11 protein-coding genes are annotated in these 13,588 nt (G+C 53.7%); 2 read left to right on the forward strand and 9 right to left on the reverse strand.

Annotation, left to right across the window (positions count from 1 at the left end):
- Window positions 1-34: 34 nt before the first annotated feature.
- The 6 genes from TU80_RS28025 to TU80_RS28055 form a co-directional block, all read right to left on the reverse strand.
- Complete coding sequence (locus TU80_RS28025) at window positions 35-1,063, reverse strand: ABC transporter ATP-binding protein (protein WP_057005877.1); 1,029 nt, start codon at window positions 1,061-1,063, stop codon at window positions 35-37.
- Window positions 1,060-2,622, reverse strand: a complete 1,563-nt coding sequence (locus TU80_RS28030; RefSeq protein ID WP_082643910.1) for an ABC transporter permease — start codon at window positions 2,620-2,622, stop codon at window positions 1,060-1,062. Before TU80_RS28030 ends, TU80_RS28025 begins: the two co-directional genes overlap by 4 nt.
- A 27-nt stretch (window positions 2,623-2,649) precedes the next feature.
- Entirely contained in the window at window positions 2,650-3,663 is a 1,014-nt protein-coding gene (locus tag TU80_RS28035) for an iron ABC transporter substrate-binding protein (protein WP_057005879.1), read from the reverse strand.
- Window positions 3,664-4,691: 1,028 nt separating this feature from the next.
- Window positions 4,692-5,477, reverse strand: a complete 786-nt coding sequence (locus tag TU80_RS28045) for a glycosyltransferase (protein WP_057005881.1) — start codon at window positions 5,475-5,477, stop codon at window positions 4,692-4,694.
- A gap of 507 nt (window positions 5,478-5,984) precedes the next feature.
- Window positions 5,985-7,352 (reverse strand): sensor histidine kinase, encoded by a 1,368-nt coding sequence (locus TU80_RS28050; RefSeq protein WP_026140411.1) that lies wholly within the window; start codon window positions 7,350-7,352, stop codon window positions 5,985-5,987.
- Window positions 7,330-8,022: a response regulator transcription factor gene (locus TU80_RS28055; protein WP_017850090.1), complete on the reverse strand. Its 693-nt coding sequence runs from the start codon at window positions 8,020-8,022 to the stop codon at window positions 7,330-7,332. Before TU80_RS28055 ends, TU80_RS28050 begins: the two co-directional genes overlap by 23 nt.
- 146 nt (window positions 8,023-8,168) lie before the next feature.
- On the opposite strand from TU80_RS28055, the gene TU80_RS32215 reads away from it, so the two are divergent.
- A complete protein-coding gene (locus TU80_RS32215) occupies window positions 8,169-8,873 on the forward strand; it encodes a response regulator transcription factor (protein WP_046482288.1) in 705 nt (234 codons plus the stop codon).
- A gap of 269 nt (window positions 8,874-9,142) precedes the next feature.
- On the opposite strand, the gene TU80_RS28060 is transcribed toward TU80_RS32215, so the two are convergent.
- The 3 genes from TU80_RS28060 to TU80_RS28070 all read right to left on the reverse strand — a co-directional run bounded on the left by TU80_RS28060 (window position 9,143) and on the right by TU80_RS28070 (window position 11,920).
- Complete coding sequence (locus TU80_RS28060) at window positions 9,143-9,346, reverse strand: co-regulatory protein PtrA N-terminal domain-containing protein (protein WP_017850088.1); 204 nt, start codon at window positions 9,344-9,346, stop codon at window positions 9,143-9,145.
- A gap of 942 nt (window positions 9,347-10,288) precedes the next feature.
- Window positions 10,289-11,029 (reverse strand): COG4705 family protein, encoded by a 741-nt coding sequence (locus TU80_RS28065; RefSeq protein ID WP_046482581.1) that lies wholly within the window; start codon window positions 11,027-11,029, stop codon window positions 10,289-10,291.
- Between the two features lie 687 nt (window positions 11,030-11,716).
- The gene (locus TU80_RS28070; protein WP_017850086.1) at window positions 11,717-11,920 is read right to left on the reverse strand and encodes a co-regulatory protein PtrA N-terminal domain-containing protein; all 204 of its coding nucleotides are present in this window, start codon (window positions 11,918-11,920) and stop codon (window positions 11,717-11,719) included.
- Window positions 11,921-12,181: 261 nt separating this feature from the next.
- On the opposite strand from TU80_RS28070, the gene TU80_RS28075 reads away from it, so the two are divergent.
- On the forward strand, window positions 12,182-13,372 hold the full coding sequence (locus TU80_RS28075) for an MFS transporter (RefSeq protein ID WP_057005882.1): 1,191 nt from the start codon (window positions 12,182-12,184) through the stop codon (window positions 13,370-13,372).
- The last annotated feature ends 216 nt before the right edge of the window (window positions 13,373-13,588 follow it).

The following is a 13,588-nucleotide window of genomic DNA, read 5'->3' on the forward strand; positions in this document are numbered from 1 at the left end:
CACGAGACTTAGCTGAGACTGAGGGCCGGGTTTTTTATCCAAACAGCACGTGGGCGGTGCCCGTGGTCGACAGGTGCACCGCGCTGCCGGCCAGTGGCGCCAGCAGGCCGGCGCTGCGCACCAGGATCGTATGGCTCGGGTCAGCGTGCAACGCCACGGTCAGCGTGCAGGTGTTGCCGCCGAACTCGCGCTCGGTCACCACGCCAGGGCAACCGGTGGCACTGAGGTGCACCTGCTCAGGGCGCAGCATGATCCGCGCCGTGTCGTGGCTCAGCGGGCTGTTGGTCTGGATCCGCCCCAGGTCGCAGTCGGCCCAGCCGGCCTGGATACGCGCGGGCAGCACCACCGCATCTCCGAGAAATAGCGCGGTCTGCTCATCGGCCGGGTACTGGTACATCTCCATAGGGGGGCCCGACTGCACCAGGCGGCCCTGGCGCATCACCGCCAATTGGTCGGCAAACGACAGTGCTTCCGCCTGATCATGGGTCACCAGAACAGTGGTGATGCCGGCATCGCTCAGCAGCCGCGCAACCATCTTGCGCATCGCCGAGCGCAGGCCGGTGTCCAGCGCGGAAAACGGCTCATCCAGCAACATCAGCCTTGGCTGCTGGGCCAAGGCCCGGGCGAGTGCCACCCGTTGTTGCTGGCCGCCAGACAGTTCATGGGGCCAGCGCCGCGCCATATTGGCGTCGAGGGCCACGCTGTCCATCAGCTCGGCGATACGGCTGTGGTGCGCCTCGCCCTTGGCCGTCAGGCCAAAGCCGATGTTGTCGGCCACCGTCATGTGCGGGAACAGTGCGCCATCCTGCGGCACATAGCCGATCTGGCGCTGATGGGCCGGCACGGCGTGGGTGGTGTCCACCAGGACCTGGCCGTTGAGTGTGAGGCTGCCGCTGTCGGGGAATTCAAACCCGGCGATCATGCGCAACAAGGTGGTCTTGCCGGAGCCGGAGGGCCCGACGATCACCGTGCGCCCGCCGGTGGGCACCGACAGGCTGACGTCGGCCAAGGCGCGCTGGCTGCCGAAGGATTTGCAGAGGGCGTGGAGTTCAAGGGCGTTCATCGGCCTGCCGTGCGTTTGGATTGGTGGTAGAGGAGGCCGGTCAACGGCAGTGACATCAGGATCAGGATTAGCGCGTAAGGCGCGGCGGCAGCGTAGTCTATCTCGCTGGTCATCGCCCAGAAGCCGGTGGCCAGGGTGCGCGTGCCATTGGGTGCGAGCAGCAAGGTGGCAGTCAGTTCGTTGGCGATAGCCAGGAACACCAGCGCCGCCCCGGCAGCCGCGGCGGGTGCGGCCAGGCGCAGGGTGATCTGCCACAGGGCTCGGCCCGGCGAGCGGCCGAGGCTGCGGGCCATGTTTTCCAGCTCCACCGGCGCCTGGGCGATGCCTGCGCGCAGGCTCACTAGGGCCCGTGGCAGGAAAATCAACAGGTAGGCGAGCAGCACGGTAATAGTGGTTTGGTAGATTGGCCGGGCGAAGTGGATGGTCACCGTGACCAAGGCCAGCGCCACCACGATGCCCGGCAACGAACTGGTGATGTAGTTGCAACCCTCCAGAATGCGCCGCAAGCGCCCCGGCGCACGGATCGACAGCCACGCAATCGGCACTGCCGCGCAGGTGGTCAACACCGCGCCGGCCACCCCCAGCAATAGGGTTTGCTCCAGCGCCGGCAGCAATTCGTTGAAGCGCCAGACCTCGCGGCCGCCAGCGATCAACCATTGGCTCAGGGTCACCAGCGGAACGCCAAGGGCCAGCGCGCAGGTGAGGCTTTGCAGGCCCAGGGCGAGCGGGATGGTGCGCGGGCTCAGGCGCACGATGCGCTGCTCGCGGGCGCTGCCGGAGCCGACCCGCGCATAGCGGGCGTGGCCGCGTGCGGCGGACTCAGCGGTGAGCATCGCCAGGCAACACAGCGCCAGCACCGCCGCAAGCATATTGGCGGCAGGGCCGTTAAAGGTGGATTTGAACTGATCGAAAATCGCGGTGGTGAACGTATCGAAACGAATCATCGCGTACAAGCCGTATTCGGCGAGTAAATGCAGGCCCACCAGCAGTGCGCCGCCGCAGATCGCCAGGCGCAACTGCGGCAGCACCACGCGAAAAAAAACCGCCCACGGCTTGAGGCCCAGGGACTCGGCTACGTCTTCAATCGCAGGGTCGAGCCGACGCAAGGTCGCCGCCACCGGCATGTACAGAAACGGGAAATAGGCAATCACCGACACCAGTACGCCGGCCGGCAAGCCGTGCATCGAAGGCACCAGGCTCACCCACGCGTAACTATGCACAAATGCCGGCACCGCCAGCGGCGCGACTGCCAACAGCGACCACAGCCGCCGCCCCGGCAGGTCGGTACGCTCGGTCAGCCACGCCAGCGCAGTGCCCAGCAGGATGCACAGTGGCAGGGTGATCACCACCAGCAGAACGGTGTTGACCAACAGTTCACCCACACGCGCGCGCCACACCAACGCTTCGATCTGCGCCCAGCCGATTTGCCAGGACACGCCGATCACAAACGCAATCGGCAGCAGTGCCAGCAGCGACACCAGCACCGACAAACTCGTAACCCACCTGCCCTCACGGCCTTTGAACAGGCCGTGAACGCGGCGTTGCGCGGGCGCCGTCAGCGCTTGGGCCGCAGCCTCAGGCAACAATCAGAGCAGCCCGGCCTGGGTCATCAACTCCACCGCTTTTTTGCTGTTGAGCTTGGAGGCGTCGACTTTCGGCGCGTCCAGCTGTGCCAGCGGGGTCAGCTTGGGGTTGGATTGCGCGCCCTGGCCCACGGCGTATTCGAACGAATTGCCGTCCTTGAGGATGGCCTGGCCGTCTTTGCCGGTGATCCATTTCAAGAACGCCTGGGCTTCTTCTTTATGTTTGCTGGAAGCCAATACCCCGGCGCCGGAGATGCTCACAAACGCGCCAGGGTCCTGGTGCTTGAAATAGTGCAGTTGGGTGTTCTTGCTGTTTTCGCCGGTCTTGGACTGGTCGACGAAGCTGTAGTAGTGATAGATCACGCCGCTGTCGACTTGGCCGGCGTTGACGGCCTTGAGAACGGCGCTGTTGCCACGGTAGATGGTCGCATTGGCTTTCATCGCCTTGAGCCAGTCGAGGGTGGCGGCTTCACCCTTGAGTTCCAGCACCGCGGCGACGATGGCCTGGAAGTCGGCACCGGCCGGTGAGGCGGCCCAGCGGCCTTTCCAGTTGGCCGAGGCCAGGTCCATCAGGGATTTCGGCAGGTCGGCCTCTTTGAGTTTGGACGGGTTGTACACAAACACCGTGGAGCGTGCGGCAATGCCCAGCCACTTGCCTTGGGTCGGGCGGTAGGCGGCGTCCACCTGTTGCAGGGTGGCCGGCGCGACCGGCGCGAACAGCCCGGCATTGTCTACCAGCACCATGGCCGGGGAGTTTTCGGTGAGGAACACATCGGCCGGGGAGGCGGCGCCTTCCTGCACGATCTGGTTGCCCATCTCGGTGTCGTCGCCGTTACGGATGGTGACTGGAATCCCGGTTTCCTGGGTGAAGCCCTCAACCCAAGCCTTGGTCAGACTTTCGTGCTGGGCGTTGTACACCACGATGCCGGCCGTGTCGGCGGCATACACCTGCCCGGCGCCGAACAATGCGGTGGCGATAAGGGCTTTAGTGAGGAAAGATGGTAGACGGGAAGCCATACGTTGAATGCTCCGTTTTTTTATGGATACACGGGAAGCCCGTGGGTTGTCGATTGAGACTGGATCAATAGGAATCATTTGCATGTTGAAGCGCGGCGAATGTAGAGCCGTGAAAGAGAAAAAAATGTCAAATAAACGGTTAACAAATGTAATTAGCCTTATCAGGCGACGCTGTTAGAACTATGGGAGGAAGCTGTTCTGTCTGCGCTTATTCTCTTGGCTGTAGGCAACTTCCCAAATGTAATTCAAACCCTCCGAGCTGGTGTCTGAGGCGTATTCGCTTGCATATATTCCGAAGCCATCTTCATTGCATTCAGGGATGCGAGGCATGGCGCAGGGCTATATCAACGACCGCACGACCGACTACCACAGCTTGAAATCCCGCTTGATGGACCCTGGCATCAGCCTGTAACGTTCTGACCATTTTGATGTGTTGATCCGCCACCTGCGCCGTGAGCTGGTGAGGTCCAGACAGCTGGTGATTGTGCCCTACAACCTGAGCTATTCGCTGGAAGAAGCCTGGTTGGTGCGCCATGCCGAAGCGATTCGCCGGAGCTGGATAAACGCCGCTGGCACCCAGGTGTCAACGACTATGACCTACTGCAAAGCCTGCTGGGGTGCAACTCGCTAGGCATCGGCAGCGCGCGTCCACTTCTCCTCCTTACCTCCAAGGGCATCGGTGAGAGCTGTCGGGGTTGGGTAGGGTGTCTTGGCTACCTACGTGACGCTTTTTCTTACAGAGATATTTCTTGGCTACCGTTGATCGTATTAACTTCAGTCCGCATGACCCTTCTATTAAATACCGCCTGATTACCTACTCGTCGAATAGCCCCCGCGTAGTAATCGAAGGGCTACCACAAATCTTCTGGGTAGATGGCTTGCCCAGAAGAGAGGCCAACTTCTGGCTATGGAGAGTGTCACCAATGGTGAAGCACAGCCTCTTTTTATATGCGCTGAGCTTATGTAAAGGCGAAGTTAGATAGCGGAATTTTTCTGAGGTTGAGCGAATACAGATCCGTTGCCGCCTTTTAACGTTTTAAACCCTGTGTAATCTGGTTATACATCCTGACTCTTCTGTGGTTTCTGGTGTAGCCGCCTAGTGAGGAAATCGTTCCACTTTGAATATGGTCTAGATAGCGAAACATTTTCCGAGGCGATATAAATCTAATTTTATAATCCAACTCGGTCATCCTGTCCTGAAGCTCATAGCCTGGATTGCGTTCATCCATTTGAAAATGCAAGCCGTGCTTTTTGATCAATCTTACATCCCACAGGGTGCAAAAGCTTTTTAGGTGTTTTTCTATATATGGTTTCGGTTCCCTCGATTTTATTCCAAGCGCTTTAAGACTACGCCTGGTGTAATGTTTAAAAAATCGTGATGATATTCTCCAGGCCGAGCGAAAAAAGCCTCTATTCAGCTGCTCCAAGCATCCAACGGCTGCTACGTCTTGTTGTTCGGCGCATTGCGCGAGCATCATGTTAAAAACTTCAAGGTCATAAATGAAAGTGTCGGTATGCAAAAGAAATACATATTCCGTTTCCACGAAACCTAAAGCGAGATCAAGAGCTCGGCCATGAGCAATATTTCCAGCCTCAGGATGCTCTGGTTTTCGCTCAATCAAGTTGATCCAACTTAAAGTTCGAAGATACTCTGTGCTTGAATCTCTGGAGTCGTTGTCCACCACATAAACAGAAATACCTTTTTCTTTCACGGTATCTTGCAGGAGCTGGAGGCATTTCTTGGTCAGCTCAAGCGACTTGTAGTTAACCAAAGCGATGCTGTAGATTGCCTTTTCTGGGTGGTGATCTTTCATAGCCAATTAACTCTCGAATTTGATTGTCTTTGTTATAGCAGGCAACAACCAGCGAAGCCGCCCGGCTACCCCCCCCCATCGAAAAAGTATGCTCGTCCAATTCTGAGACTTTTACATTGGATGCGCGCAATTAAACTGCCATAAAAAGACAATGCCTCTTATTGCAGAATTTTTTACCTATGGAGAACTCAATGCCTAGCTGTTTGCTTTAGGGGATTTATTCTTTATTTATTCTGCGCCTGGGAGCTTATAGTTCAGTTCCCTTGCAGATGAATTTTTTGACAGGTTTGTCGCTATGAGAGGTGGTTGATACCCCAACAATCGTCGCATCCTACTGGTAGGCAAAAAAATTCAGGATGTAACTCTGAAACGAAAGCAGGTCAAAGACCTGCTGACGTGCATAGCGGACGATCCAAATACAGGGATATCAGTTGAGCCAAGAGACAGGCAAGCAATCGAATGGGTTGCTCGCCGAGTGACGAAAGCTTTAGATATGGATACAGGGTCTCAAGCGTTTTGTGCTTTACCTATCAAGTCCACCCGGCATCCAGGCCGGGCATCGTGCACCTGTAGGGACATGTCATGTAAACGTGCTACAGCTGAAACCATACTTAAGCCCAGGCCATTGCCTGGCGTATGACGGCTGGACTCTGAGCGATAAAGTCTACGGAAAACCGCTTCCCGTTCCTCCTCCGGTATTCCGGGCCCATGGTCACGGATACTGATTCCACAGTTGTTAGAATCTGCCGAGACTGTTACTTCGACGTCACTTCCGTCCGGTGAAAACTTGATGGCGTTATCGATGAGGTTGCAAACCGCATCAAACAGTAACTGCGAATCCCCCATTACTGTGTCGACTCCCTCGCATGGCTTGAACTCTAGATTCATACCACGTTCATCAGCGAGAGGCTCAAAGAGCTCAACTGCATCAGCGCAGATTTGATTGAAACCAACAAGGGTAAAATTACTGCGTCTAGCACTGCCTTCTATTTCTGAAATGCGCAGCAGTGCCCGGAAGGTTTGCATTAGACCCTTAGCATCCTCAATGGCTGTGTCGATGGCGCTGGCGTACTCTTTTTGCGTCAAGCTACGCCGCTGTGCACGTTCTAATCCAGCGATCAATCGAGTCAGCGGTGTTCGCAAGTCATGAGCAATATCATCGCATACACCTTTGACTTCACTCATCAGCCGTTCAAGTGCATCTAGCATGCCGTTTACCACGCCGGCAATACGATCAATATCGTCGTTATTTCCCCGTGTAGGTAAACGCCCACTGAGATCACCCTCCACAATTATTTTTATGGAGCGGCTAAGTACGTCTAAACGGCGGCGAGCAGATACGCCTAATGCAATCGCTCCTAGTAGCCCAACTACTATAAGTAGTGAGCCTCCTGAAACCAGAGCATTGACCAAAAGTTCGTCAAACTCACGAATATCGTGAATATCCTGGCCGATCAGAAGAGTGCTTCCATCATCCAGTTTGTGAACAAGGTAGCGGATAGGCCGATCATGCCCGTTAGCTTTATCCCAGAAAAATTCCGCAGGCTTATCGTATGCACTGAACGTAGGCAGGGTTGATAGCGCCCCCGCAATCGTTGTACCAGCAGAATCGAATAGCGTATATGGGAGCCGCCCTTCGGGGTCTTGTTCCGTATGTTTAAGTATTTCTGTACGTCGTAGCGCAGGCTCTTGGGCGTTTTGGCGGTCTACCTCTCGATGCAGTGCAGTATCCACCTCTGAGATCAGATATCCGGTAGTCTGCCAATAAATATAACCAAATAACGCGAAAAACGAGCACCCAAATAATGCCAGGAACATAAGGGCTGTTCGAAAGCTGATGGTACGTGGAATCTCACTCAGGCGAACGTAGGACATAACCAGCCCCCCGAATGGTTTGGAGCATTGGAGAATCGCCCTCGCCATCAATCTTATGACGCAGACGACCAATATGAACATCTATCACATTGGTGCGGTCGTCATAACTATAATTCCAGACAGCCTCGAAGAGCATGGTTCGCGTGACGACTTGCCCGGCATGTTGAGCGAGATACTCTAGTAACGCGTATTCACGAGGCAATAAGTCAATCTGTCTTTCGCCTCGGCGCACTGAGCGTCGTAGGAGGTCAATTTCCAGATTCCCAATGCGTAATCGACTGTCTCGATTTGCTGCGGAAGGAGGTGCCCTTCGGCGATTCAGAGCATCTAGTCGAGCAGTCAGCTCAATGAACTCGAACGGCTTGGTCAAATAGTCATCGCCTCCTGCACGAAGGCCTCGAACCCGCTCATCTAAAGCGCTTAGCGCACTGAGAATCAGAACCGGTGTGGTGATGCCGGAAGCACGCAATGCGGTAAGCATACCTAGGCCGTCAAGCGCTCCAGGTAGCATGCGATCAAGAACAATGATGTCGAAGGTATCGCTAATGGCTGCTAACAAGCCTTCACGACCATTGTTTACAAGGGTCACGTCAAAGCCATGGTCTTGAAGTGCTGCCTCGATCTCCCGCGAGGTGACAGGATCATCCTCGATAACCAGTACGTGGGTCATAGGCGTCGCGCTGAGCTCCTGGCTTGAAATTAATAGGCCGATGTAAATCAAACGACCCCTTTGATGGCATAGTGTGCCAAGCCAGTCTATACACTGAGCTTCCGACAAGATGAAAAAAAATTTATTTAAGTCTTTGCGAGGTTTGAGTGCGTATTTTAGTCATTGAGGATGATGCCCGTACCGCTTCATACCTAGTGCGAGGACTCGGAGAGAGCGGACATGTCGTCGATGCCAGTGCAGAAGGTCGTGACGGGCTCGCGATGGCGCTTGAGGGTATCTATGACGCTTTGATCGTTGATCGATGCCTACCTGGTATGGACGGTTTGTCGTTGGTTCGAGAGTTACGCAGGGAGGGGATGCAGACGCCAGTATTGATGCTCAGCGCCTTAGCCTCGACCCAGCAGCGAGTTGAGGGGCTTCAGGCGGGTTGCGACGACTACTTGGCGAAGCCCTATGCCTTTGTTGAAGTATTGGCGCGACTGGAAGGGTTATTGCGACCTAGAGATCAACAACCTGGTAAGGCGAGTACCTTGTGTATTGGCGAACTGTGCCTTGACTCTGCAGCTCGGCAGGTAACATGGATGGGGCGAACGATATCCCTTGCTCACCGCGAAACCTTGATTCTAGAAAAACTCATGAAACATTGTGGTGAGGTTGTTACTCGCTTGATGCTACTTGAGAGTGCATGGGACTATGAATTCGATCCAAACGACAACGTTATCGATAAACATATTTATCGCCTACGTCGAAAGTTAGATGATGGATTTGGAATTTCGCTAATTGCTACCATTCCTGGCGCAGGCTATTGCCTCAACGTATCGACAAACTTATCTGAAGCTCCTGCTCGATAGTAACCTGAATCGAAGCAGCTGGGTGGTGAAATGCTTGCGTATCATTAGAGCAGCTTTTGTGCTGCCGACCAATTACTCGGATTGTCGGTGTACCCCGCAACCCGAGCAGGTCGTTTTGACTGTTTAAAGGATTAGTCCTACTGCCACACGGCGAGTAAGCGACTCTGGTTATGCGTCCTTTCGGCAGTTTTCCCGACTGCACTTCATGGCACTTAAAGCGCATGATCGAGTAGTCGGCTGCTAATGAATTTGATGAGTAGAACGCCCTATCAATTCGAACGTGCGACATCGTTGGACGCCGCTTTTTGATTGCTGGCAACGGCGGTTGCGTGTTCAGATTTTTGGTAGGTTGTCATTGCAGACGCTCTTGCGGCCTCCATCTGCGCCATTACTTTATCGCCACCGCCTTCTGCCATCGCAGCTACAGAGGCACTCATCAAGGTTACGATCAAAAGAGCTTTCAGGGTTTTCATGGCAAATCTCCAGTGTTTAGGTTCAGCCATCAGAATGTTTGCTGGCTTGGGCTAATACTAAAGCTGGCTGTATTTCACGTTCTTCCCCGCAAAATGAATTTTCTGACAGGTAAATATCTGAGGTGCGCTATGTGTGACTTTCGTATCCTGGAGGCCATTTCTTCAGACCACTATCTGCATTCTCGGCGAGTACGATAGGAATGTAGAAGTGGCCCTGCCTTTCCCGACCTCTCTTCGCCAATAACAAGTACAGGATGAAAATATGAGCAGCGATATGGAGGCGTGAGTGCCCGGTACGAAGCGCGCGAGAAATATGCTCTTGGCTTCGTATCGCTCGAAAAAGGCCTTGCTGCTCTGAATCAGTTCAGGGTGGCGGCTCGAAGGCGAGAAACCGAGAGTTTTTGGGCGGGTGTCGATGCCCTAGCCAAAACGAAAGACCATCCCCACGTCAGCACCCAACGTCGCGGCGAATACCAACGCGCAGAGCAACAAAGGCACTGAGCGCGATTATTATGGCAGTGCCTGAAACAAAGACTCCGATGATCGGAACTGACTCGGAAAGAGCCAAGAAAATACCGCGAGATACGCAGCATGGGGATGCACCGTGAGGAACTCAATGAGCGTTGAGACAGGGACGCCATGATTCGGGGGCTGCCTATAGAGTACCGGTGATGAGACAATCGTGCCCGATAGGTCACACGACCATTCTGAAGCGGTCAACGGTAGCGGGAAATTCCTCGATGCGTTTTTCAAAGCGCCTAATTGGCTTAAGATCAAATGCCCTATCGAGCATTTTCGATTTTTAGACCAGGCACATCTCAAGGTTGGGGCGACCACACAACGTAGTCAACAGTGACGATGAACGCCGTACGCGGAAAACTTGGCTCACACAAAACGCTGCCAAGCACCAACTCGACCTTGTAGCACTCCCCCACAAGCCGTTCAGCCATACATTTCTTCAGCGCTGCGTGCCTTGACGGCGAAGGACACCAACACTACCAACACACTGGCCAACACTAACGATGAACCAACGGTGCCAAAATCCAGACCGCCTTTTTCGTGAGACTTGGTCAAAAAATCGCCGAGTGTCGCGCCGAACGGTCGGGTCAGGACAAACGCCAACCAGAAGAGCAGCACTGTGGAAATCCTCGTGTAGAACTTGGCCAGCATCACAGCGGTAATCGCCGCCCCGATCAGCAATGCACCTCCAGCGAAGCCCAGTCCGGAGTCATCTGCCAGGTAGTCGCCTAACGCTGTGCCCAGCGTGTTGGAAATCAGAATTGCCGCCCAATAGAACACCTCGCCCTTAGTGGTGTGGATGTTGTTTACCGACAGCGTTTTCTCGCTCAAGCGCCAGACCGCAAAAATAGTGATCAACAGGCTGATCAGAATTAGAGAGCCGGACGCATAGCCTAGGCCCAAGGTACGATCCATAAAGTCCGACATGGTGGTGCCTGCGGTACTGGTGGAGAGAATAACGACCCAGTACAACACGGGATTATAACTTTTCGAAAATAGCTGCAAACCAAGTGTAATCAGGAAGGCGCTTATCAGGATCATTGAGCTGATCGCATACCCCACATTCAGCGTCATCGACAGTAAATCACCCGCAGTCTCACCGAGGGTGGTGGCGCAGATTTTCATCGCCCAGAACGCCAAGGTTATTTCTGGCAGCTTATTCAAACTGATAGGGGTGCTCATAGGGGGGGGTCCTGAAAACGGATTAAATCTATAAATTACAGCGTCTAAAAGCTCGCCGTTCGCACCGGACTCACATGTATCATTAGAGACGACCAGTATAGGTTGTGAGTGCAACGTTCAAGCTATAGCTCGATGTATGGACGAGTACAGCTTAGGGGGCAAAATATAAAAATCCTGTCAAATAATAATCAGGATTAAGTTTATTAATCGTGTTGTCTCTGGCGTAAAATTCAGCCCTGAGGGTTTATTTTATTAACCATCCAGCAAGAAGTTTTCAGCTTGTTGGAATTAGGATTTAATGCGAGCTAACGAGCAGATTTATTGTGATTTTTTAATTTCAATAAAATTGTCGCCGGCTATATTTTTCACGTGAGTCTTGGATGTGGGGCACGCAATTTAGATTGGCTATAACTCCCATATAAATTATATGCGTTAAGTATCATCATGCAAAAAGTAATTTTTGCACGCCCGTTGCTCGGATTGTCGATGCACATCGCAATCCGAGTTGAAATCTTTGATTCTTTTAACCTGGTAACCCCTACTGCATGCTGCGAGCAAGTGGCTTTTTTAGTGGTTGTTTTTAGCAGGTTCTTTGGCTGTGGCCCATGGCAGTTAAAGCGCACGAGCAAGTCGCAGTCTGCTAAATGCTTTGATGAGTATTGCGTAATATCAATTTGTGCATTCGACATCATTGGATGGCGCTTTCTGATTGCTGGCAACGGCGGTTGCGTGTTCAGACTGCTGGTACGTTGCCATCGCAGACTCTCTTGCGGCCTCCATCTTTGCAGTTACTGTATCGCCACCGCCTTCTGCCATGGCAGCTACAGAGGCACTCATCAAGGTTACGATCAAAAGAGCTTTCAGGGTTTTCATGGCAAATCTCCAGTGTTTAGGTTTAGCCATCAGAATGTTTTCTGGCTTGGGCTAATACTGAAGCTAGGGGCATTTCACGCTCATCCCCACAAAATGAATTTTTTGACAGGCAGATGCCTAGGTGTGTCCCGTGTAACCTCCATATCTTGGGCACCATTTCTTCCTACTACTATCTGCAGTCCACGCGAGTGAGATAGTCACGTGGAAGGGGCGCTGCCTTTCCATACCTCTCTGCGGCACCGACGAGTACAGGATGAAAATATGAGCAGCGATAGTCCTAATACAAATGTTGAGCGTCTTCGGATTCCGCGCACGATCTGGGCGTTGGGCTTTGTTAGCCTGTTCATGGATCTATCGTCTGAGCTGGTACACAGTTTGCTGCCTGTGTTTTTAGTCACTACGTTGGGCGCGAGTGCATTGACTGTAGGGGTGATAGAGGGGATTGCCGAGTCGACCGCCATGTTCGTCAAAATATTCTCTGGCGCCATCAGCGACTTTATAGGGCGACGCAAAGGACTAATGCTACTTGGATATGGTTTGGCCGCCCTGACCAAGCCGCTTTTCCCTTTGGCTCACTCGGTTGAGGTGGTCTTCACTGCTCGCTTTCTGGATCGTATCGGTAAAGGGATTCGTGGCGCACCGCGAGATGCACTGGTCGCAGATGTTTCGCCACCAGAGATCCGGGGCGCCTGCTTTGGGTTAAGACAATCGATGGATACCGTAGGAGCCGTTCTTGGCCCCGCTCTGGCCATATTGCTGATGTTGTGGCTCGCAGACATACAGCTTGTACTGTGGGTTGCAGTGATTCCTGCAGCAATAGCGGTGACTCTAATTGTCACAGGAGTAAAAGAGCCCGTACACGCCCCCAGTGAACACAAATTTCGCTCTCCGATTCATTGGAGAGCCTTGCTCGACTTCTCGTCTGGGTACTGGTGGGTTGTTGTCATTGGCGGGGTATTTACACTAGCCCGGTTCAGTGAAGCGTTTCTGGTATTACGGGCCCAACAGTTAGGCTTTTCGGCCACCTGGACTCCACTGGTGATGGTGGTAATGGCACTTTTCTATACCTTGTCTGCTTACCCTGCCGGTTGGCTATCTGATCGTATCAGCCGTACGAAACTGCTCGTTGTGGGGATGGGATTACTCATCCTAGCGGATCTGGTGCTTGCTCAGTCCAGCTCTGCCATCACGATGATGCTGGGCGTTGCATTGTGGGGGCTTCATATGGGATTCAGCCAAGGCATTCTTGCCTCGCTTGTAGCCGATAAAGCGCCTGGAAAACTTAAGGGCACCGCCTTCGGTATTTTCAATTTGGTCAGTGGTGTATGCATGCTGATCGCCAGTGTTCTTGCGGGCTGGCTATGGCAAAGCATCGGATCAGACAGCACCTTCGTCGTGGGGGCATTGCTTGCCTCAACAGCTCTTCTCTTACTGTTGCTGAAGAGTCAATAATTCCTCAGGTCAGATCATCTGCTCACTGGAACATCAGGTGCCCATTCGTCTCGTCCATCAGATCGATATGCCGCGCCGGCAGTTTCTGCCAACCTGAAGCCTGCCAATAGGTGGCGGTCAAGGGTTGGGTTTGCGCCATGACAGCATAGCGCTCGGTATCGGTTGCATGGCTACGATAGATATCGAAGCCTTCGGTAAGTATCAGTGTCTAGCATC

It is taken from the genome of Pseudomonas veronii, assembly GCF_001439695.1.
GTDB lineage: Bacteria > Pseudomonadota > Gammaproteobacteria > Pseudomonadales > Pseudomonadaceae > Aquipseudomonas > Aquipseudomonas veronii.

What these genes read in the sequence shown, in the direction of transcription:
- TU80_RS28025 (WP_057005877.1), bottom strand. Translation starts at nt 1,063, where the DNA reads ATGAACGCCCTTGAACTCCACGCCCTCTGCAAATCCTTCGGCAGCCAG.
- TU80_RS28035 (WP_057005879.1), bottom strand. Translation starts at nt 3,663, where the DNA reads ATGGCTTCCCGTCTACCATCTTTCCTCACTAAAGCCCTTATCGCCACC.
- TU80_RS28045 (WP_057005881.1), bottom strand. Translation starts at nt 5,477, where the DNA reads ATGAAAGATCACCACCCAGAAAAGGCAATCTACAGCATCGCTTTGGTT.
- TU80_RS28050 (WP_026140411.1), bottom strand. Translation starts at nt 7,352, where the DNA reads ATGTCCTACGTTCGCCTGAGTGAGATTCCACGTACCATCAGCTTTCGA.
- TU80_RS28055 (WP_017850090.1), bottom strand. Translation starts at nt 8,022, where the DNA reads ATGACCCACGTACTGGTTATCGAGGATGATCCTGTCACCTCGCGGGAG.
- TU80_RS28060 (WP_017850088.1), bottom strand. Translation starts at nt 9,346, where the DNA reads ATGAAAACCCTGAAAGCTCTTTTGATCGTAACCTTGATGAGTGCCTCT.
- TU80_RS28070 (WP_017850086.1), bottom strand. Translation starts at nt 11,920, where the DNA reads ATGAAAACCCTGAAAGCTCTTTTGATCGTAACCTTGATGAGTGCCTCT.
- TU80_RS28075 (WP_057005882.1), top strand. Translation starts at nt 12,182, where the DNA reads ATGAGCAGCGATAGTCCTAATACAAATGTTGAGCGTCTTCGGATTCCG.